General features: G+C 34.9%; 21 protein-coding genes and 2 tRNA genes. 5 read left to right on the forward strand and 18 right to left on the reverse strand.

Annotation, left to right across the window (positions count from 1 at the left end; genetic code table 11):
* Positions 1 to 32: 32 nt before the first annotated feature.
* Positions 33 to 2,201 (reverse strand): S9 family peptidase, encoded by a 2,169-nt coding sequence (locus TTHT_RS02475; RefSeq protein ID WP_201328462.1) that lies wholly within the window; start codon positions 2,199 to 2,201, stop codon positions 33 to 35.
* 3 nt (positions 2,202 to 2,204) lie between these two features.
* Entirely contained in the window at positions 2,205 to 3,908 is a 1,704-nt protein-coding gene (gene sppA / locus TTHT_RS02480; protein WP_201328463.1) for a signal peptide peptidase SppA, read from the reverse strand.
* A gap of 137 nt (positions 3,909 to 4,045) precedes the next feature.
* Here sppA and mreC point away from each other — a divergent pair, with 137 nt between their 5' ends.
* The 4 genes from mreC to rodA are packed head-to-tail and all read left to right on the forward strand — an operon-like array spanning position 4,046 to position 8,111.
* Positions 4,046 to 4,831 (forward strand): rod shape-determining protein MreC, encoded by a 786-nt coding sequence (mreC, locus tag TTHT_RS02485; RefSeq protein WP_269089406.1) that lies wholly within the window; start codon positions 4,046 to 4,048, stop codon positions 4,829 to 4,831.
* Positions 4,824 to 5,315, forward strand: a complete 492-nt coding sequence (locus TTHT_RS02490; protein ID WP_201328465.1) for a hypothetical protein — start codon at positions 4,824 to 4,826, stop codon at positions 5,313 to 5,315. The genes mreC and TTHT_RS02490 overlap by 8 nt, the downstream gene beginning before the upstream one ends.
* Positions 5,305 to 7,032, forward strand: coding sequence for a penicillin-binding protein 2 (gene mrdA, locus TTHT_RS02495; RefSeq protein WP_201328466.1), 1,728 nt, complete (start codon positions 5,305 to 5,307; stop codon positions 7,030 to 7,032). The genes TTHT_RS02490 and mrdA overlap by 11 nt, the downstream gene beginning before the upstream one ends.
* Positions 7,029 to 8,111 (forward strand): rod shape-determining protein RodA, encoded by a 1,083-nt coding sequence (rodA, locus tag TTHT_RS02500; protein WP_201328467.1) that lies wholly within the window; start codon positions 7,029 to 7,031, stop codon positions 8,109 to 8,111. Before mrdA ends, rodA begins: the two co-directional genes overlap by 4 nt.
* Before the next feature lie 26 nt (positions 8,112 to 8,137).
* Here the strand turns inward: rodA and TTHT_RS02505 are convergent.
* Together TTHT_RS02505 and TTHT_RS02510 are read right to left on the reverse strand one after the other, a co-directional pair.
* Positions 8,138 to 8,212: transfer RNA gene (locus TTHT_RS02505), tRNA-Cys, on the reverse strand.
* A 30-nt stretch (positions 8,213 to 8,242) separates the two neighbouring features.
* A tRNA-Gly gene (locus TTHT_RS02510) sits at positions 8,243 to 8,319 on the reverse strand.
* Between the two features lie 402 nt (positions 8,320 to 8,721).
* Here TTHT_RS02510 and TTHT_RS02515 point away from each other — a divergent pair.
* Complete coding sequence (locus TTHT_RS02515) at positions 8,722 to 9,351, forward strand: hypothetical protein (RefSeq protein WP_201328468.1); 630 nt, start codon at positions 8,722 to 8,724, stop codon at positions 9,349 to 9,351.
* Position 9,352: 1 nt separating this feature from the next.
* Here TTHT_RS02515 and TTHT_RS02520 read toward each other — a convergent pair whose 3' ends face one another.
* The 14 genes from TTHT_RS02520 to TTHT_RS02585 form a co-directional block, all read right to left on the reverse strand.
* On the reverse strand, positions 9,353 to 10,222 hold the full coding sequence (locus TTHT_RS02520; RefSeq protein ID WP_201328469.1) for a PHP domain-containing protein: 870 nt from the start codon (positions 10,220 to 10,222) through the stop codon (positions 9,353 to 9,355).
* A 9-nt stretch (positions 10,223 to 10,231) separates the two neighbouring features.
* Positions 10,232 to 11,536, reverse strand: coding sequence for a nucleotide sugar dehydrogenase (locus TTHT_RS02525; protein ID WP_201328470.1), 1,305 nt, complete (start codon positions 11,534 to 11,536; stop codon positions 10,232 to 10,234).
* Positions 11,533 to 12,132: a CNNM domain-containing protein gene (locus TTHT_RS02530; protein WP_201328471.1), complete on the reverse strand. Its 600-nt coding sequence runs from the start codon at positions 12,130 to 12,132 to the stop codon at positions 11,533 to 11,535. Before TTHT_RS02530 ends, TTHT_RS02525 begins: the two co-directional genes overlap by 4 nt.
* The gene (locus TTHT_RS02535; RefSeq protein WP_201328472.1) at positions 12,125 to 13,129 is read right to left on the reverse strand and encodes a CNNM domain-containing protein; all 1,005 of its coding nucleotides are present in this window, start codon (positions 13,127 to 13,129) and stop codon (positions 12,125 to 12,127) included. The genes TTHT_RS02530 and TTHT_RS02535 overlap by 8 nt, the downstream gene beginning before the upstream one ends.
* A 47-nt stretch (positions 13,130 to 13,176) precedes the next feature.
* The gene (locus TTHT_RS02540) at positions 13,177 to 13,707 is read right to left on the reverse strand and encodes an HD domain-containing protein (RefSeq protein WP_201328473.1); all 531 of its coding nucleotides are present in this window, start codon (positions 13,705 to 13,707) and stop codon (positions 13,177 to 13,179) included.
* Positions 13,708 to 13,860: 153 nt separating this feature from the next.
* The gene (locus TTHT_RS02545; RefSeq protein WP_201328474.1) at positions 13,861 to 14,412 is read right to left on the reverse strand and encodes a YqiA/YcfP family alpha/beta fold hydrolase; all 552 of its coding nucleotides are present in this window, start codon (positions 14,410 to 14,412) and stop codon (positions 13,861 to 13,863) included.
* A gap of 187 nt (positions 14,413 to 14,599) precedes the next feature.
* A complete protein-coding gene (locus tag TTHT_RS02550; protein ID WP_201328475.1) occupies positions 14,600 to 15,379 on the reverse strand; it encodes a citryl-CoA lyase in 780 nt (259 codons plus the stop codon).
* On the reverse strand, positions 15,372 to 16,142 hold the full coding sequence (locus TTHT_RS02555; protein WP_201328476.1) for a glycosyltransferase family 2 protein: 771 nt from the start codon (positions 16,140 to 16,142) through the stop codon (positions 15,372 to 15,374). Before TTHT_RS02555 ends, TTHT_RS02550 begins: the two co-directional genes overlap by 8 nt.
* Positions 16,143 to 16,144: 2 nt before the next feature.
* A complete protein-coding gene (locus TTHT_RS02560) occupies positions 16,145 to 17,182 on the reverse strand; it encodes a hypothetical protein (RefSeq protein ID WP_201328477.1) in 1,038 nt (345 codons plus the stop codon).
* Between the two features lie 83 nt (positions 17,183 to 17,265).
* A complete protein-coding gene (locus TTHT_RS02565) occupies positions 17,266 to 17,799 on the reverse strand; it encodes a 2-oxoacid:acceptor oxidoreductase family protein (protein ID WP_201328478.1) in 534 nt (177 codons plus the stop codon).
* A 9-nt stretch (positions 17,800 to 17,808) separates the two neighbouring features.
* Positions 17,809 to 18,582, reverse strand: coding sequence for a thiamine pyrophosphate-dependent enzyme (locus TTHT_RS02570; protein WP_201328479.1), 774 nt, complete (start codon positions 18,580 to 18,582; stop codon positions 17,809 to 17,811).
* Position 18,583: 1 nt separating this feature from the next.
* Positions 18,584 to 19,663 (reverse strand): 3-methyl-2-oxobutanoate dehydrogenase subunit VorB, encoded by a 1,080-nt coding sequence (locus tag TTHT_RS02575; RefSeq protein WP_201328480.1) that lies wholly within the window; start codon positions 19,661 to 19,663, stop codon positions 18,584 to 18,586.
* 8 nt (positions 19,664 to 19,671) lie between these two features.
* Positions 19,672 to 19,905: a 4Fe-4S dicluster domain-containing protein gene (locus TTHT_RS02580; RefSeq protein ID WP_201328481.1), complete on the reverse strand. Its 234-nt coding sequence runs from the start codon at positions 19,903 to 19,905 to the stop codon at positions 19,672 to 19,674.
* A gap of 117 nt (positions 19,906 to 20,022) precedes the next feature.
* Positions 20,023 to 21,183: a tetratricopeptide repeat protein gene (locus TTHT_RS02585; protein ID WP_201328482.1), complete on the reverse strand. Its 1,161-nt coding sequence runs from the start codon at positions 21,181 to 21,183 to the stop codon at positions 20,023 to 20,025.
* Positions 21,184 to 21,237: the final 54 nt, after the last annotated feature.

The following is a 21,237-nucleotide window of genomic DNA, read 5'->3' on the forward strand; positions in this document are numbered from 1 at the left end:
CCTAAAAAAGGGGGCATTTAGCCCCCTGAAATTTAAAGATTATTCAAAAAGTATTCTGTTATCCTTTTAAAAAGGTATTCTCTCGTTTTTCTCCCCCTTATGCTGTGTTTTTTACCTGGAAATACCATTAAATCAACCTTTTTGCCGTTTTCAATTGCCTTTTTTAAGAATAATTCAGTGTTTTGAAAGTGCACATTATCGTCTGAAACACCGTGAAGTATTAAGAGTTTGCCCTGTAATTTTTCAACATAGTTTAAAGGGGAAGACTTCTCATACCCTTCCTTGTTGTTTTGGGGTAAGTCCATATACCTTTCTGTGTATGCTGTGTCGTAAAGGTGCCAGTCTGAAACAGGGGCAACAGCAACTCCAACCTTGAAAAAAGGAGCAAACTTTGTCATAGCAGTTAATGTCATGTATCCACCGTAACTCCAGCCCCATATTCCAACCCTGTTTATATCAATAAACGGAAATTTGTTTACAATGTATTTAACCCCTTCAATCTGGTCTTTTATCTCTAAATCTCCCATATCTCTGTAAATAGGGGATTCAAATTTATGACCCCTTCCAGCAGAGCCTCTGTTATCCATTTTAAAAACAGCATAGCCTTTTGTGGTAAAGTATCTAAACCAGTAATAATCCCAGGGGTTAAAAAAGTTTGTGCAAACCTGTGCGTGAGGACCTCCGTAGGTGTAAACAATAAGTGGGATTTTTCCCCCTTTTTTAATATTTTCAGGGTACATTAAAACCCCGAAAAACCTTATTCCCTCTTTGTTTTTAAATGATACTTCCTCAACCTTGCAGGGTTTTAACCCCTCAATTTTTTCTATACCTGTTTTTTCAAAAAGTTTCTTTTCCCCTGTTTTTAAGTTAACAAGATACTTTTCAAAGGGAGTGCTTCTGTTTGAATAGGTGTCTATATAGTATTTGCAGTCAGGGGACATTGAAATTATGTGATAGCCCTTCTTTTTTGTTAAAACCTTTATCCCCTTTGTTTTAAAGTTGTAAACAGCAAAATCAACATTGTTTGGGTGGGTTATGTTTGCTGTAAAGTAAAGTTTTTCTCCGTCAAATCCTTTGAATGATTTTATCTCCCACTCCCCCTTTGTTAACTGTTCAATGCGGTTGTTTTTGAATATAAAAAGGTGTCTGTAAGCTGATGGTGTTTTTTCAGAGGTAAATAGTATTGCGTTTTTTTCTTTCCAGTAATAGTAATTTGAATCAAGGTTTATCCAGTCTTTTGATGTTTCTTTAGATAAAAGGGATAACTCGTCTTTTTTGTACAGGTACTTGTACAATATGTTCTGTTTTCTGTTGATAATGTAAATAAACGGGTTATTACCGTAAAAGTAAACCCTTGCAAGGTAATATTCCTTTTTTAATGGAAATTTGATTTCTTTAGATTCAAACTTTTCTCCGTTAAAATCAGCAATAAAGAGTTTTACAACAGCGTTTTTTCCGCCTGCAAATGGGTAATTTTGAAGAGTGTATTTGGGTTTTAAAGATGTGTTAATTACAATAGGGTACTTATCCATTTTCGTTTCATCAACAAAGGTGTAAAGGAGTTTTTTACCATCGGGGGAAAACCACAAGCCTGAAAATCTATCCAATTCCTCTGATGCTGCAAATTCAGCCATACCGTAGTATTTATCTTTTGAAGCATCTTTTGTGATTTGAATCGTCTTTTTAGAATTTAGCAGGTAAACATATACATTCCCTTTTGATACAAATGCAATTTTAGTATCGTTGTTTGAGATTATAGGGAATAAAACAGGTTTGACATTAATTGGGAGTTTTTCAATCTTTCCGCTTTTAACTTCAACGGTATAAATATTACCTGAAAGGTTGAATAAAATTCTGTCACCATTGTGAAACCAGTGAAAGAAGATAATCCCGCTATTTCCTATTCTCATCCTTTCCTTTAGCTGTTTTTCCGCCTCACTTTCCTTTATTTTGAATTTTGATGCATTTATTAATTCTCTCTCTTTTCCTGTTTTTAAATCGTAAATCCATAAATCAAGGATAAAGTTGTTGTCTTTGTCGGATAAAAATCCTATGTAATTTGAAGAGGGAGACCATTTGAACGCCATCATCCTTGGTTTTGAGCCTTTTAAATGAGAGATTACATTGTCTAACAATTTGTCGGCGTATAGGTTAACTGAAAGTATTGTAAATATTATTAGAAACAAGCTCTTTTTCTTCATTTTTTACTCCTCGATAGAAAGGGTTTCTATTAGTGCAGGGTCAATGAGCATAGGCTTTTTACATAATTTAAACAAGGATTTTATTTTTTTGTTTAGTATTGTTTCGATAGAAGTTTTTGTCCCAAAATCTTCCTGCAAAAGTTCAAATAAGGATTTTTTTGCACTGAATTCTGTGTAATCTATTGATTTTAAATTTGCCCTCTTTTTTGCTTCAAGCAATGCATCGTGAAGTGTGCCAATTTTGTCAACAAGCTTTATCTGTAATCCCCTTGTGCCTGAGTAAATCCTTCCCTGTGCAATTGATTCAACATAGTTTAAGTCGAGTTTTCTTGCATCTGCCACCCTTTGTTTAAACACGCCGTAAATATCAAGCATATCTTTTCTTAACAATTCCTCTTCATCTGGAGTTATCTTTTTAAATGGTGATAGAAAGTCTGAGTATTTTCCTTTTTTTATTTCGTCAAAGTGCACTCCTATTTTTTTACTTAATTCTGTAATTTCTGGGATAAGGCTTACAACTCCAATTGAGCCGACAATTGAGTTTTTGTCAGCAATTATGTAATCTCCCCCACAGGATATATAGTATCCCCCTGATGCAGCCATATAGCCAACTGAAACTATTACAGGTTTTTTCTTTGCAGCCCGCTTTAATTCCCTGTTTATTAACTCAGAAGCCAGCGCTGAGCCACCTGGTGAATTTACCCTGAAAACGATTACCTTTACATTATCGTTATCTGCAGCTCTTCTTATTATGTCGCACATTGTATCAGCGGCAATTACATTTTTGTTGTTTCCCAAAAGGGAGGGCTCTTCTTCACCCATTACAATTTCACCTTCTGCCACAATAAGGGCAATTGGTTTTGTCCCAAAGCCGTCTGATATAGATTTTGCGTATTTGTTTATTTCAATAACTGAATCGTATTTGTCTTCAATATTCTGTTTATACTCAAACATATCAACCAGACCTGCTTTTTTTGCCTCTTCTTTTGAGATAGAGAAGTATTTTCCGTCATAGAGTTTTTTCTGAAATTCTTCTTTGTTGAATCCCCTTGACTCTGAAATCATTGAACAGATATTATTCCAGAAGGATTCAAAAAGCTCTGTTAATTCCTGCCTTAAATATTTTGACATTGAGTCCCTTACAAAGGGTTCTCCTGCTCCCTTGTAATTACCTATGTGGATTACGTTGAATTTTATTCCCAATTTTTCTTCAAGGAGGGTTCTGAAAAATGGTTGTGCACTGTAATATCCCCTTAAAGAAACATAACTTCCAGGGGTTGGATGCATAACCACTTTAGCGCCTTTGGGCACTAAAAAGTAATTCATACCTATCTGGTCATAGTAAACATAGACTTTTTTCCCGCTTTTTACTATGTTTTCCAGGGCGGTTCGCAATTCTTCAAGTTGAGCAATATCCAAGGGCAACTCATTGCCGAACACTAACACTCCATTTACTCTGCTGTCAGCAGGGATTGTGTAAAGAGCTTTGATTATTTTGTGGAAGGGTATAGTTTTTTTGAATGGAATTAACGGTTCCCTTTCAGGTACTGGATTTTTAAATCTTACTTCTACAAGGGTGTTGTTTGATATTGTAGGTACTCCAGAGTAAAATTTTCCAAGTGTTTTTCCAATAAAGTAAACAACCCCTACAAAAAACACAAAAATAATAATAAGGATTAATATTGTTTTTTTCGCTTTTCCTGCCATTTCTCCCCCTTTTTGTTAGTCATTTTGTTTTTACGACTTTAATTATAAATTGTTAAAGAAGATATTGGAAAATTTATTGTAAAATAAAGGAGAAAAAAATTAAGGAGATTAACATTAAACCGAAAACTCTATTTTTAATATTGCTAATTCTGAATTTAATAATAATTTCAATTCAAATTAGAGATGAGAAGGGTACCTATGTTGTAGAAAAGGCTATAGCCTCAATTACCCTTCCTATTCTTGAATTTGGGAAAAAAACTTCAAGCTTTGTTGTTGATTCATTTTACACCTATATTGCCAATGTAAACGGGCAAAAAAAATACCATGAATTGATAAATGAAATGAGAAAATTGAAGGCAAAACAGCAACTATGCAGAATGCTTGAAAATGAAAATAAAAAATTAAAAGGATTACTTTTAATAAAATACACATACAATTTTAAATTTATAGGAACAAAGGTTATAGACAATATGGCTTTTTCAGGGGTTAACATTATTACAATAGATAAGGGGAAAAGGTCTGGAGTTAGAGAAAATTCTGCAGTTGTTGATGAAAAAGGAATTGTTGGAAGGGTGTGGAAGTTGTTTCCAAATCAAAGCCAGGTGCAACTTATTTCAGACAATTCAAGTGGTGTTGGTGTTGTAATCCCAGAAAGAGATGTTGGTGGGGTTTTAACAGGAACGGGAAACCTTTACTATGGGGAAATAAAGTATATAAGCAAAGATGTTGAGATTAAAAAGGGAGACCTTGTATTTACTTCTGGCACAGATGGAATTTATCCTTCTAATCTTTTTGTTGGAAAGGTTGAGGAAGTATCAAAAGACAAGGATTTTTTTCTAAAAATTAAAGTTAGATTTGCAGCAAGTTTGTCTGCTTTGAGAAATCTGGTTGTAATGGTGCAGGAGAGTAAAGACAATGAGTAATTCATTGATTGATAAAGCAAAAACAATATCCTTTCATGCATTGATAATTTTTGTTATTGTTTTTTTGCAATTTGTTTTTCTAAATATTATGCCAGGAAGGGCTAATGAAATTGATTTCTTTTTAATAGTGTCAGCTTTTTATATTTTAAGGATTGAGTACAAAATTGCTTTTCCCTTTTTATTTATTGCAGTTTTTATTGATGAGATTGTTTTTCCAATTGCAAAGATAATTGGGCTAAAAACCCTTGCTGCTTTGATTTTAGCCTACATTTTGTTTCTGGTTTTTAAAAAAATGGTTTTAAAAGGCTGGTTGTTGTGTTTAACAATTGCTACATATTCGGTGATGGTTTTTATTTTTACTAAATTGCTTCTTGCTTTTTTAAATTATTCAGATTTGAGTTTCATTTTATCTGATTATATATGGCTATTTATCAACTCATTTTTAATAACCTGCATTGTAGGGAAAAAGTTTAATGTACGGTGAAAAGCACCCTTTAATTAAATTTAGAATTCTCTTTTTTTACATCACAGTGATAACTGTGTTTTCCCTATTGTTTGTACGATACTGGTACCTACAGGTTGTAAAGGGGGAATACTATTACAAAGCATCCAGAGAAAATACTTTAAGGGTTTTACCTTTAATTGCAAAAAGGGGAGAGATTTATGCAATGTCTGGTGAAAAGATAGCAACATACAAACCTGCCTTTAATATAATGCTTGATAGAAATAGGTTTAACAAAAAGCATATAAAAAAAATTGCTGAATTTTTGAAAATAGATGAAAAAGAGTTAAGAGAAAGAATTAAAAAATACTCAAATATCCCTCGCTATATATCTGTTGCAATTAAAGAAAATGTTTCTATTGAATTTCTTTCTTATTTTGAGGCAAGGAAGGCTGATTACCCGGAGTTGTTTGTGGATGTTGAGCCTTTAAGGTTTTACCCTTACAGGGATTTGGTTGCCCATGTTTTAGGATATATTGGTGAGCCTACAGTTCAAGAGTTAAAAAAAATAGGGGAATATACCTTTATAGGAAAATCTGGAATAGAGAAGGAGTATGACGAGATTTTAAGAGGTAAAAACGGAATAAAAAGGCTTATTGTTGATTCAGGAAACAGGCTAAAAGAGGAAAAAATTGTAACAAAACCTGTCGATGGGAAAAAACTCACTCTTTCTTTAATTATTCCATTGCAAGAACTAATAAAGACCCAGTTAAGGCAATATAAAGGTTGTGTAATTGTCAATAATGTTAATACAGGTGAGATTTATGCTTTATATTCAAACCCATCTTTCGATCCGAATGTCTTTTCTTCAAGGTTTGAAAGAAAAAAATGGAAAAATTTGAAAAAGGCTAAAGGAAACCCTCTATTAAACAGGGCAATAAGGGGCAGATATTCTCCAGGTTCTATTTTCAAAGTCGCAGTTGCCCTTTCTGCTTTAGAAAAGGGGATATCTCCTAAAACTACTTTTTTCTGTCCCGGATATTTTAAGTACAAAGACCTTGAATTTAAGTGCTGGTTTGAACCTGGGCATGGAAAGTTGAATATGATAGGAGGGATTGCACATTCCTGTAATGTATATTTTTATAATTTAGGGTTAAAGGTTGGAGTTGAAAATATAGACTCTACATGCTTTAAGATTGAATTATGTGAGAAAACAGGTATAGATATCCCTGGAGAAAAGAAAGGACTATTACCAACTCCTGAATGGAAGAGAATGAAAATTGGCCAGCCCTGGTATCCCGGGGACACAATTAACCTTTCTATAGGGCAGGGTTATCTTCTTGTTACCCCCATTGAAGTGGCAAGATTTGTATCAATGGTTGCCAATGGAGGGAAGTTGATAACCCCTCATTTTCTCGTTTCTCCTGAGAGAAAGTTTGAGGTAAAGGATTTGAATATAAATAAAAATCATATTCTTATTCTTAAAAAGGCTATGAGAAAGGTTGTAACTCAGGGTACAGCAATTAAGTTATCCTTTTTAAAAATAAAAGTTGCTGGAAAAACAGGTACTGCTCAAACTATTTCAGGTGGTGAAGGAAAAGAGAATAACTCGTGGTTTTCAGGTTTTGCTCCATACGAAAATCCCCAGATATGCGTGACAGTTATTGCAGAAAAAGGAGGGCATAGTACTGACATTGCCGTTCCTGTAGCAGGAAAGGTTTTTGAATTTTACGCTAAAAACAGGGAGTTATTTAAATGAAAAAAGAGACTGATTGGTTTTTAATTATTGAGGTTTTACTTTTAGCTTTTTTGGGGTATATTACCTTAACTTCTGCTGTTATAACTGTTAAAGGGGGGGATATAATACTGAAAAAACAGTCTGTTTTCCTTGTGTTTGGCTTTGTTCTTGCCTTTTTTTTCTATATGATTGATTACAGAAAACTCCTTGATTTTGTGCCTTTTATTTATGTTGCCACTTTAATCTTACTTGTTTTAACACTGATAATTGGAAAGGTGGTGCATGGATCAAAATCGTGGTTAAACTTAGGTTTTTTTATGCTTCAGCCGTCAGAACCTGGAAAACTTGTTGCTATTTTAACCATAGGTTATATAGCAAAGACAGAAAAAACAGATTATTTAACCTTTAAAATGGCATTTAAAATTATATTATTCGTTGGATTATTATGTGTTCTTATTCTTTTACAGCCTGATTTTGGGACGGCATCTATTTACATTGTGCTTCTTGCAGTTGTTCTATTTGTTCTTGGGCTTGACAAAAAGGTTATAATTTTTCTCATAATTCTGGCAATGTTAGGCGGTGTTTTTGCCTGGAAATATGTTTTTAAGCCTTACCAGAGAAACAGAATATTAACTGTAATTAACCCTGAAAGAGATCCTTTAGGTTCTGGGTATCAGGTAATACAATCAAAAATTGCTGTTGGGTCAGGTATGATTTTTGGAAAGGGGTTTAAAAAAGGTACTCAAAGTAAATTAAGATACTTGCCTGAGCCTCATACAGATTTTATTTTTGCTGTTTTTTCTGAAGAATTTGGTTTTTCAGGGGTTGCAGTGGTTTTAGCCCTGTATATGCTGATGATAGTTAGATTGATAAACATTGCCAGGGTTTCTTTAGACAAAGAGGGAATGATTATGGCAATTGGGGTTGCTGCGATATTCTTTTATCAGGGAATTGTTTCAATGGGAATGGTTGTGGGGTTAGTCCCTACAACAGGAATTCCTTTACCGTTTTTTTCCTATGGTGGTTCTGGCACTATAACCTACTTTTCAATGATAGGTTTGGTGTTAAATATTTACAGAAAAAGGTTTTCAATTCTTTAGAGGGAAATTTTACAGGGATAAAAAAATGGAGGCGACGGCCGGATTCGAACCGGCGAATAAAGGCTTTGCAGGCCTCTGCCTTACCACTTGGCCACGTCGCCTCATTTGAAATCGGATAAAAAAAAAGAAAATGGAGCGGGTGATGGGATTCGAACCCACGACTTCAACCTTGGCAAGGTTGCGCTCTAGCCAGCTGAGCTACACCCGCTTAAATTATCAAAGAGCCTTTCAAAAGGCAGATATATTTATATCAAATTGATTATTTTCGGTCAAGATAAAAATTCAAAAAATCCATAAATAGGTATAAACATACTGACCTTATTAGATAAAAAACAAAGCAGGTAAGTTTGTTTAATTGATAATAGTTTTTTATTAAGTTTGAAGTTTGATTTATTTCTGGTATAGTAAAAATAATATTTTTCAGGAAGGACAAAATCTTCAATAAATGTTTAAAGGAGATGTTATGAAATATAAAGGCTTGCTTTATCGTCTGTGTTTTTTGTTGGTGATTTTTTTGTTTTGTTTTCAGGGGGATGCCTTTTGGGGCAAGAAAAATAAAAATTCTTTTAAAATTTACGGTTTTGTCTGGGCTGATTTTGAGAGGGGGGCTATGAATTTCCCTGTATTGCTATTTGACAGCAAAACAGGCAGGTTAATTGCAAAAACTAAAACAAACATATTTTCAAAGTACAAATTTAAAAATATCCCCGTAGGTGTTTATGTGGTGAAGGTAGGTAAATTTACCAAAGAGGTCAGTGTTTCAACGAAAAACATAAAACTTGATTTCAACCTTTCCGCTCCCGACGGTCTTATGCACCATTCAGACAGGTTTGTTTATAATGCCGCAAAAGAGATTGAAGAGCAGACCAAGGGGAAAGATCCGGGGAAAAATAATCAGGAGTTGATGAACTGGATTGCAGGGGAATACTACTCTTATCAAGGAAACACAGAAAGAAAGTTAATGCTTTGTCCAAACGGTGTTTTTTATGATTCAAGCGAGTCCTCTTATTCTGGTACGATGTCTGATGCAGGGGGTAATCAGACAGGTGCCTGGGGGAGCGGAAGTGCCGATTCAGGAAACGGAAGATGGGCAATTAGAGGAAATAAACAAAGCGGTACAATTACCTTTTGCTATAAGGGGAAAGACTGCAATACTGTTAAGTATTACGCAATGAAAGATAATTGCTTTAAGATAAACGGTATTACATTTTGCTATAAAGGAAAACCAAGGTGCAGGTAATTTAAAGTTTTCTTGTTTCCATTATGGAGAACATATCGTTTTTTCTCTCTTTAAGTTTTATGAAGAATTCGTAAGGCACTTCTGGTACTCCCATTTTTACAAAGGGCTTGTTCTCTCCGTGAAAGTCAGAGCCTCCTGTTGGCACCAGGTTAAACCTGTATGCAAGTTCAAGTAGTTTTTTGCTTTCCTTTTCTGATATTTCTGAGTGTATAACCTCTATCCCCTGCAAACCGTGCTTTTTTAAAAGGATTATAAAATCAATTAAATCATTTGTGTTCATTCCTATTTTTGTTGGGTGGGCTAAAACAGGCACAATGCCGTTTTCAAAAAGGAATTGTACTGCTTCAGGGGTTGTTAGTTTTTCTTTTGGCACAAATGCAAGGCCGTCATTTCCAATATACTTTGAAAAAGCCTCATTTGTATCTTTAACAAATCCCTTTTTAACCATTAAAGCTGCAAAGTGTGGCCTTCCTATTAGTTGCCCGTTAGCCTCTTTTTCAAGCTCTTCTAAACTTAACTCAATTCCCAATTCTTTAAGCTTTGCAATTAATTTTATATTTCTAACCTTTCTTGCATCCTGGAGATAGGCTAATTTATCCATAACCTCTCTGTTTTCAGGGTCTATAAAGTATCCTAATACATGGATTTCAGGGTAACCTTCAAAGAGAGAACTTATTTCAATTCCTGCAATTGTTTCTATTCCCTGTTTTTCTCCTTCTTTTAAAAATTCCTCAATGCCTTCTGCTGTGTCGTGGTCTGTTAATGCTATTGCAGATAATCCTTTTTCTTTTGCAAGTTTAACAAGTTCATCAGGTTTAAAAGTCCCGTCTGATGCGGTTGAGTGCATGTGCAAATCTATAAGTTTTCTCATTTTTTCTCCCTATAGTTTGAAGATGTTTTCTTTGTTTATTCCGTCAAAGGCGTTTCTTGTGTCAAGGATAGCCTTGGAATTTTCCGCAATTTCCTTTAAATTAAATGCAGAGTGGTTGGTTATCATAATAGCAAGGTCAAACAATTCAAGGTTTTCAGGCTTTAACTCAACTGAAGAGTACATTTCCCCTTCAAAGTATAGTTTTGAGTGGAATGGGTCTGAATAATTTACTATTGCATTGTACGAGTTTAAAAGTTTTATTATGTCAAATGCCGGAGATTCTCTTAAATCGCTTACATCTTTTTTGTATGTTACCCCTAAAATAAGGATTTTTGCCCTGTTTAATGGTTTACCGAAATTGTTCAGTATCCTTATTGTTTTCTCAACCACAAACCTTGGCATATTTGCGTTTATGTCTGCAGCGAGTTCAATAAACCTGTTGTAAAAGCCGACTGTTTTCCCCTTCCATAATAGGTATTCAGGGTCTAATGGTATGCAATGGCCACCAATCCCCGGGCCAGGGTAAAACGGCATAAAACCATAGGGTTTTGTTGATGCAGCCTTTATTACATTCCATATATTTATTCCCATTCTGTCGCACATTAAGGTTAATTCGTTTACAAGGGCAATGTTCACAGCCCTGAATGTGTTTTCAAGCAATTTGGCCATCTCTGCCTCTTCAAGTGTGTCAACCTTTACAATTTTTTCAATTATTTTCTGGTAAAGAGTTGAGGCAGCTTTAAGGCAGTTTTCAGAGTATCCCCCTAAAATCTTTGGGGTGTTTTCTATTGAATAGTGTTTGTTTCCAGGGTCAACCCTTTCTGGGGAAAATGCAACAAATATCTCTTCCCCTGCCTTCATCCCCTTTTTTGTCAATTCTTCAACTATAAATTCCCTTGTTGTGCCTGGATAGGTTGTTGATTCAAGCACAATTAAAAATGGCTTTTGTTTTAAGTTTTTCAATATATTTTCAACTGCATGCTTAATGTATGATAAATCTGGGTTTTTTGATTTAGAAAGAGGCGTGGGTACAGTTATGCTTACCGCATCAAGTTTGGAGATTGCAGAGTAATTGGTTGAAACCTTGAATTGCCCGTTTGAAATGTATTTTTTTATGTCATCAGATGAAACATCCTGCACATAAGATATACCGTCGTTAAGCATTTCAACCTTAACTTCACTTATGTCAATCCCGTAAACCTTAAAGCCTTTTTTCAAGAAGGCAAGGGCAAGGGGAAGCCCAACATAACCCAACCCTATAACTCCTATTTTTAAACTTTTGTCTTCAATTTTTTTTAGAAATTCGTTTATCATTTTTTATCTCCAAATAATGCAAATTCAATATCTTTTTTTCCCTTGAACCTATTAATTATAACCTGCAAATGCTCAGGCAGGCAATCCTTTTCCCTATTAAGCATGTGGTAAAACTCTTCTCTTGTTATTAAGTTTTCTTCCCTTTTAAAAAAAGAAGATATAAATTCACTCCATTTATTAAGAAGAAATACAGCGGGTTTTAATAAAACTGATAAGAATTTTATAATCCTTGATATTGCAAGGGAAATTGGGGTTGCAAACTTTGAGTACAATGTTTTAGGGATAATTTCTCCGAAAGTTAGCATTATTGGTATTATGAAGAAAATACCTGTGTTTTTATACTCTGGTATATGTTGCAAAATAAACATAGTGCCTGAAAAGGATGCTGTTGCGGCAGAAAGGTTTGTTCCAATAAGGCACACTGTTAGAAAATTTATTGGGTTTTCTTTCAATTTTAGTACCAATTTTGCACTTTTGTTGCCACTTAATGCAAGGTTTAAAAGTTTTCCATTGTCTGAGGAGACTATTGCAATCTCGCTTCCTGAGAAAAAGCCTTCAAAAATAATGGCTATTACGAAAATTATTAACTCAGTCATGGAGTTTTTCCACCTTTAATTTGTGTATAAAATTGTTTTTTATTTCCAGCACCTTAAATCTGAACTTATTATCTGAAATCTCTTCCCCTTCTTCTGGCAACCTTCCAAAAAGGTTAAAAACATAGCCGTTTATTGTTTTAAACCTGTTTTGATTTAGCCTTGTGTCAAAGTGGTATTCAAAAAGTGAAACAGGCATTTCACCGTTTATAGTATTTTCTTCATACAGATAGTTTTTTATCCCTGTATATGTAAAGTAATTGATTAAATTTTTTCTTGTAATTACTCCTGATATGCTTCCTGACTCATCAATTGTTAGAATATTTGTTTTTTCCTTTTGCATAATTTCAATAGCCCTTGAAAGGGGTATTATTTCAGGTAAAGGGTGGCCTTTTAACAATGATTTGTCATTAATTTTATTTATGGGGGTTGCTGCAAAAAGGCATGGGGTTGAGGCTGCTTTAAATATATTTTCATAGAAAAATGCCTCAGTGTCGTCAATTGCCTTTTCTTTTCTTGCTATGTGTATTACATTCAGGAAAAGTATTTGTTCTTCACCATTATTTTTAAAAAACCTTTTTAGAGGGATTAAAAGGGTTGAAAGTGGATAGACCACAAAAACAGATTTTTTTAAAAATGAGACAGGTTTTTTCAGGGCAATCATTTTGGGGGTAATCTCTCCCCCTAAAAGCAGTATTATTGTTGCGCTTAACACAAATGCTGTTGAAATTATTGGATTAGGTTGAGGAAAAAGAGAGTATTTAAGTTTAGCGAAAAGTGAAGAAGTTAATATATTCACAGTTTCATTGCCAATTAAAATTGTGGCAAGTATAAGGTTTTTATAGTTATAAAGTTTTACTATAAGTTTTGAAGAGAGGTCTTGTTCTTCATTTAATTTTAAAATTTTCCAGGGTGTAAGGGAGAAGAAAGCAGGTTCTGTTCCTGAAAAGAGAAATGAAAAGAACAAAAGAATAATTACTTTAACAAGAAAAACTTCCATATTCAAATTTTATCATAGAAGGGGGGATAAATCCCCCCCCATTTAAATTAGTGTAAAGGCTCAAAGTTTGCAAAATCTGCCTTGTTAACTATAATTGCCTCGGTAATCCTCTTTCCGTGGTCTCCCTCTTTAGAGTGAACTGCAATCATGTGAAGCACCTCATCAGGAAGCCCAATCTTTCCTGCCAAAATTGCGCCTGAAAATGGATGCCTTAACAATTTGCCATTTCTGCTTTTTACAAACTTTCCGTCAATTCTTTCATATTCAAGGAGTTTTCCAACATCGTGCAAAAATGCCCCTGAAATAAGCAAATCCATATTTATTGGCATTTTATCTCCATAAACCTCGCTCATTGCCTTTGCCATTGCAATGGAAGTCTTTAAAACACCTTTTATGTGGTCAACCATTTTTACAGGGCAATCTGGAATTAAAAGGGTAAATGGCATTTCATACAAATCCTTTATCTCCCATCCTCCCAACTTCATTGCCTCTTCAAAGCATTTATAGGTCTTTTCTTTTAAATCACTATCCTTTATTTCTTCAATCTCTGGAAAAAGCTTTTTCAACTCCTCTCTCATAAAATCTCCTTCTTACCGTTTTTTTAGCAAATTCATAATATAAATTTTTCATTTTTTGTCAATGCAAATATATATGGTTTCATTTTTTGTTGTGTTTCTTGAGGGTTAGAATTTTTTTAGTCATAATCATATTGGTTAACCATAAAACAATGGTTATTCAAACAAATATTCCCTTATTTTGGTATTTACCTTTTCAACTGCCTTTTTAGAAAACCTGTGGCCTTCGTCTTCAAAGATTTCAAATCCAGATTCTGGTTTTAAGTTTTCAAGGGCTTTTCTATGGTCTAAAACCTCATCTTTTTTCCCTAAAAAAACAACTCCTTTAAAATTAAATGGATAATTGATTTTGAATCTTTCATAATCTTTGATTACTTCTTCTGTCATATTGATTTTTTCTTGTGTGTAATAGTTTTCGTAAACTCCCGGTTTGAAATGAATTTCAGGGGTTAAAAGAGGGTTTATTAGAAAGATTGCTTCTGCTTTTTTATAAAGGTCATAGTATTTCATTGCATACCAACCGCCTGTTGATTTGCCAACAATCACATCAATTTTATTTTCCTCAATAATTTCTTTCATTCTTTTCAAAGTTCCTTCAAGATCTGTATAATCAAATGTTGGAGTTATATAATCTATTCCTGTGTCATTGTAAAATGGCTTACCTATGGACGCAAATCCGTGTAACACTAAAACCTTTTCTTTATCCATCTATCCTCCTTAATAAATATTTTTTTATTTCATGTGCCATGTATATTGTAACAAGTTATAGCTTTTAGTTTTAGAGTATAAATCCTGTAAACGAATGGTGGTGTTCGCTGGATTTTTTTTGTGGAAAAATTTTTGTAAAAAAAATCCCCCTTTGAAAAGGGGGAAAATAAATTTATGGGAAATAAAATTATTTCAGGTGTCTGTCGGTGGGGCCTGTGTAACCGTGGTCGGTTGGGTGGATTTTGCGCATTGGTTTCATCTTTGTCTGTTCTTCGTATATGTGTGCAACAAGGCCTGGTATCCTTGCCATTATAAAGAATGCGTTTGCAAGTTGATGGGGGAAGTCTAATTCGCAGAGTATTCCGGCAATTGCACCGTCAACATTTATTGGGAGGTGTTTGCCAAGGGTTTGTTCCATTGCCTTTTCTGTTTCTTTTAAGATTTTTATGTAATCCCCTGCAACCTCTGCCTTTTCCGCCTCTTCAAGCAATTTTTTTGTTCTCGGGTCATTTGTGTGAACTCTGTGGCCAAATCCAAAAATCTTTTGTTTTTTCTCCTTTTTCTCTTTTACAATTTCTTTTACCGCATCTTCTATTTTTATTCCTTTTTCTTCTGCGTACTTTTTAACCTCTTTTAAGTAAATCATACAGTTTTCAATTGCTCCGCCGTGAAATTTGTTTATTGCTAAAATTCCCGCTGCTATTGCTGCATTTAGCGGTGCGCCTGTTGATGCAACTGTTCTTGCGGCAAGGGTGGAGGGTGGGGTTGCCCCGTGGTCAACTGATGATACAAGCATTGTTTCCATAAGTTTTGCAACCTTTTCGTCTGGCAATTCCCCTTTGATTGCAAGATAAACAACAGCAGGGTAGGAGTATTTCCCCATTAAATAGTCAATTGGATAGCCCCTTAACTGAATTTTGTTAGGTTCAATCTTTGTAATCTCAGTATCCCAGTGTAATTCACTCATTTTTCTTCTCCTTGTTTTTATTTAATTCGTAAAGTTTTGCATACTTTAAAAATGTGTAATTGGTTTCTATCTTTGCAAGAATAAACCCCGCACTTCCCTTTAAAAACTTTCCGTCAAGTATGTATTTTTTCAAAAATGTGAAGAATATTTTTAAGTTTAAATCTAAAAGGTTTGTTTTTTTGCCTCTATCAAATTTATCATAGGCTTTAAGGTAAGCATAGTTATTCAGTTTTTCAACTGCAAATTCAATTGAAGGATAGGGGTAATGGTCTATGAATTTATTTATCCTTTTAACCTTGCCATTAATTTTTATGTTTTCGTGAACTCTCCCGCCTTCCCACTTGCCGTAATCTTTGTGGTATAGCCTTATCTTTTTTTCGCAGTTAAACCTGTTGTTTTTAAACGGTTTTCCTAAAAAGTAAAGGTTTCTTAAGAATTCAAATCCCCTTATGTTTTCATCAAATCCATTTTCTTTTAGTTTTTTTATCTCTTTTATCAGCGGTTTTGAAAGCCTTTCGTCAGCATCTAAAACAAGAAGCCAGTTGTTTTCTGTAACTTTGTGGCAGAAGTTTCTCTGCTCAACATAGCCAGGCCATTCATTAAAAATAAACTTTGCCCCTGCCTTTTTTGCCAATTCTTCTGTTTTATCTGTGCTTCCTGAGTCAACGACAACAACCTCATCGCAAACCTCAAAAAGGTTTTTTACTGCGTCAAATATGTGCTTTTCTTCGTTTCTCGTGATAATTACACCGCTTATTTTCATAGTTAAAACTTCAGTGTTTTTATGTTAATTCCCGCCTGTTGCATTCTTAAAAGCGTTCCTGCAACATTGCTTAATATGAGTAATTTTAAGTTTTCCCTTCCCATTAGCTGTGCGTCTGACGGGGGAAGGAATAAAAACTCGCTCTTATCAACAGAAGGCTTAAAGTTAAAGTTAGCGTTGAAGGTGTAAGACTGGTTTAATGCATTTGAAAAGCTTAATTGAATGTAAGATAAAATTCCGTTGCCGTATCCTATTGATGCGTCTCCCCTGCCGCTTACATTTGCCGCAGTGCCTTCCACATACATTGATGCAGGTTGTTTTCCATTTCCGTAAAAGAAAGTTATTGTTGAGTCTATATTTTGCTCATCGTTTGAGTATTCAATCCTTAAAGGCAGATAGTCTTTTGCCCTGATAAAAAACACAACCTTTCCTTTTTTGTAAAAGGTTAATAACTCTTTTAATTTTATTACATTAGACCTTTTGTTTCTCCTTGCACCCTCTTTTGGAGGCGGGGTAAATGCAGTTACTTTGTAACACTTATCTCCACCTAAAACAATGTTGCTTTGCATTTGAAAATTCCACCTGCCAGAGGAGAAGTTGTCCTTCAATAGGTTTATTTTTTTTATAAAGTACGACTTAAAGTTGTTCAAATTGCTTGTGTTTGAATCTGAGATTGAATATGCGTTAAAGTCTTCAGAGTAGGTTATTGTTTTTGTTGGGGTAACACAGTAAACAACATTGCCAAAGTCTCCCTGAAGGTTGAATTTGCAAACTCCAGATGGTTGAAGCACTCCGTCAAAGTTAAATGCAAAGGATAAATCCCCCTGCACATACTTTAACCTTCTTGAAACGCTTGAATAGGGCACTGTTATTGACATTTCCCCTGAAAGTTCAAGTGATTTAAATTTGTAGTAGTTATTAGGAAACCAGTTTTTTGCAACAGATTTGAACATTTTATTTAGTATTAGACGGGGGGTATCCGATGTGAAGCCTGAAACAGGTAAGAGTATAACTATCAAAATTAAAAGAATTTTTCTCATATTCACCTCGCAACAGATTATAACATAAAAAAGGGAAACGCTTTTTCCCGTTTCCCTTTTAAAGACGAATTTTTTTTGACTTTTTATGCGAGATTCATCCCTGTTTTTATTGCTTCAATATTCAATGGAATTAAATGGTGATGCCTTTCCGGTAAAACCTTTTCAAGCGCCTTTTCAACAGTATCAGTTTTAACTATTGGTTTGTGTTTTAGATATGTGCCTAAAAGTATCATTCCCATTACCTTGTTGTTTTTAAGTTTAATCGCTTCGTCAAATGCCTTTATTCCAATTACTTTAATGTCTTTTCTATCTGACTTTATGTTTATTGTTGTTGAGTCGTAAATTAAAATTCCCCCCTCTTTTACCTTTGGCTCAAATTTTTCAAAGGAAGGCCTGTTTAAAACAATTGCTGTGTCAAATTTTGCAAGAATTGGGGATGATATAGGCTCATCTGAAACAGAGACAATGCAGTTTGCAGTGCCGCCTCTCATTTCAGGGCCATAGGATGGCATCCAGCATACCTCTTTCCCTTCAAGCATTCCTGAGTATGCTATGATTTGCCCCAAGGATAAAACTCCCTGTCCGCCGAAGCCTGCAAATACTATTTCTTCAGTCATAATTTCTCCTTACTTTATACCTGTTTCATCTTTGAAGACGCCTAATGGATACTGTTTTAATAAAACATCGTCAATCCATTTGTTTGCCTCAACAGGGGTCATCTTCCAGTTTGTATTGCAGTTTGAGACAACTTCAATAAATGATGTGCCCTTTTTCAACTCCTGGGCTTTAAATGCCTTCATTATTGCCTTTTTTGTTTTTCTCACTCTTCCCGGGTTGTTTACTGCAAGCCTTTCAACATAAACAGTGCCGGGAAGCAGTGCAACTATCTCACTCATATTTATTGGCATTCCATCCATTGAATAGTCTCTTCCCTCAGGTGAGGTTGAGGTTTTCTGGCCTTCAATTGTTGTTGGTGCCATCTGCCCACCTGTCATTCCGTAAATTGCATTGTTTATAAAGATTATGGTTATGTTTTCCCCTCTGCTGCAAGCGTGTATTGTTTCCGCAGTGCCTATTGCGGCCAAATCTCCGTCTCCCTGATAGGTAAACACATAGTGGTTGGGAAGCATTCTCTTTATCCCTGTTGCAACAGCGCATGCCCTTCCGTGTGCAGCCTGCTGCATGTCAACATTCATGTAATAGTATGCAAAAACAGAGCATCCAACAGGTGCAATCCCTATTGTTTTGTCCTGAATTCCCAATTCCATTACAGTCTCCATTGTTAGCCTGTGAACGACTCCGTGCCCACAACCAGGGCAGTAATGGGTTTTAACCTTTTTAAGCCCTTCGGTTCTCTCAAATACCTTTTCCATATTTTCAGTTGATACATTTATTCCCATTTTAGTCTCCCTTTATCCCGATTTTTTCGCAGAATGGCAATATGTTTTCAACTATTTCTTCAGGTGAATATATCATTCCTCCCATTCTGCCGTAAAATCCAACCTCTTTTTTACCGTTTACTCCCAATTTCACATCTTCAACCATCTGGCCTGAATTTAACTCGGTTACAAAGAAGCCTTTAACTCTATCATTTGATGCTAATTCACTTAAAATTTTGTATGGGTAAGGCCAGAGGGTGATAGGTTTGATTAGTCCCACCTTGTAGCCTTTTTTTCTTAAAAGTTGCATAGATTTTGTAGCTATCCTTGCAGATAAGCCGTAAGCAACGAGGATTAATTCAGCGTCTTCTATGTTGTAAGCGTCGTATCTTACTTCGTTTTCTTCAATTTCTCTGTACTTTGCCTGTAATCTTAAATTTACCTGCTCCATTTCTTCAGGTTTAATCCAGAGTGATGTAATAAAGTTTGTATCCCTGTCCGGGGTTTTACCCCTTGTTGCCCATGATATATCCCTTTCTGGTTCAGTATAAGGGTTAAATTTTACCTTTTCCATCATCTGCCCTAATGCCCCATCCATTAAAATCATTGACGGGTTTCTATACTTCCACGCTAAATCAAATGCAAGATAGGTTAGGTCTGCTATTTCCTGCACTGATGAAGGTGCAAGAACAATTAGCCTGTAATCGCCGTGTCCCCCTCCCTTTGTTGCCTGAAAGTAGTCCCCCTGAGATGGCTGAATTGTGCCAAGCCCTGGCCCCCCTCTATTAACATTAACAATTACGCAGGGTAATTCAGCGCCTGCAATGTATGAAATACCTTCCGTCATTAAGGATATTCCCGGTGAAGATGATGAAGTCATCACCTTAAATCCTGCCCCTGCGGCGCCGTAAAGCATATTTATTGCTGCAACCTCGCTTTCAGCCTGAAGAAATACCCTTCCCTTTTTTCTCATGTGAATTGACATATACTCTCCCACTTCTGATTGGGGAGTGATAGGGTAGGCAAAGTATCCCTCGCAATTTGCCCTTATTGCCGCTTCTGCAAGGGCATAGTTTCCCTTCATCAATTGATAATCGCTCATATTTGCTCCTAACCTGTTTTTTCTTTTTTCATTCTGTAAACGGTTATTACCACATCAGGGCAAACCATTGCACAACTCTGGCAGGCAGTGCATGTATCCTGTTTCATTTCAGAATAGTGGAAACCGCTTGAATTTATCTCTTTTGAAAATCCAAGAGTATTTGTTGGGCAATTTGCAATGCATAGCCCGCAACCTTTGCAATTTTCAGTATCAATAACTACCATTCCTTTTTGTCTGGCCATTATTACCTCCTTAGATAATCTTTATTTTAAAGTAAAAATTATTTTTTACAAGGGAAATTTATACTTTTTTGTAAAGATTTTTGAGATTTAAAATTATTTCAAGTAAGATTTTTATAATTAAAGCTTTTCTAAAATCTCTTTTTTCTTCTGCTTGTATTCTTCTTCAGTAATTAAACCTTCCTGGTATAGTTTCTTTAGTTTTCTCAATTTTTCAATTATTTCATCATCATTTTGATTGCTGTTTTGAGTATTGCTCTGAGTGTTAATTTGTTCAGAGATTTGATTCTGGTTTTCCTCAACAGATTCGCTTTCCTTTAAATAAATCAGATAATCCCTTTCAGTTTGTTCTGTCAATTTAACCTTATTTATTGCATCTTTATAGGTTGAGTAATCTTTTATAGTGTATGCTTTTTCAAAATAATCTATTGCTTTTTGATAGTCCCCTAAAAGGTAATAACAAACTCCAACATTATAGTATGCTCTGGATATGTATTTTGAGGAAGAGTTTGCATTTTTCATGCATTCAAGAACATTGAGTGATTTTTCAAGTGCATTTTTATAATCTTTTGCCTTTATGTAATAATACGCCTGTTTCATTCCGCATTTGTCGTTATTGTAAAACACAAATGAAAGGGACTGCTCCCAGGGGAAAAAGAGTTTTGTAAGCCCATCCATGGCTTTTTTGTACATTCTTGTTTTTAAAATGTGGTAATCAGGGTACTCTGGTTTTTCGTGATAACTGGAATTTTCAATGTAATCTCTTATCTCGTAAATCTTTGCAGAAAAAATCTTCCCTGTTTGTAAATCAATTGTTTTTATTGAGAACTTTAAGTATCCATCAATCCTTGCTATAAACTTTGTTCTAATCCCTTTTTTAGTTTTATATTCTTCCTTTTTCATTTCCTTTTTATATTCTTCTGTATAAACATTTACCGTAATCAAAGCAGTTGCACCTAAAAGTTTTCCAAGTTTTACTGCGTTTGCTTTGTCAATCCTACCGCTTAAAGATAAGTTTTGCTCTTTAAGGATTTGATAAAGGTGCTCTCTATCAACAACTTCAATGTATCCTGTGTTTACAAAGTATGTTGTTAAGTAATCTGCAAGTTCATTTGAGGTATAGTATCCCTCCGGTATTACAGCTACTCTTTTTAAATGCAATCCAAGTTCAGGAGGATGGGTTATCCTTTTATAGACATGGGGGTTTGTAATCCCTGCATACCATTGGGAATAAAGGTTAATTGCTGTAAATAAAAACAAAATAATACCGAATTTTTTCATTAATGACTCCTTTTGACTCTTTTAAGAAATTATACCCTATAAATAAAAAAAGCG

The sequence above is a fragment of the Thermotomaculum hydrothermale genome, assembly GCF_016592575.1.
In the GTDB taxonomy this organism is placed as follows: Bacteria; Acidobacteriota; Holophagae; order Thermotomaculales; family Thermotomaculaceae; genus Thermotomaculum; species Thermotomaculum hydrothermale.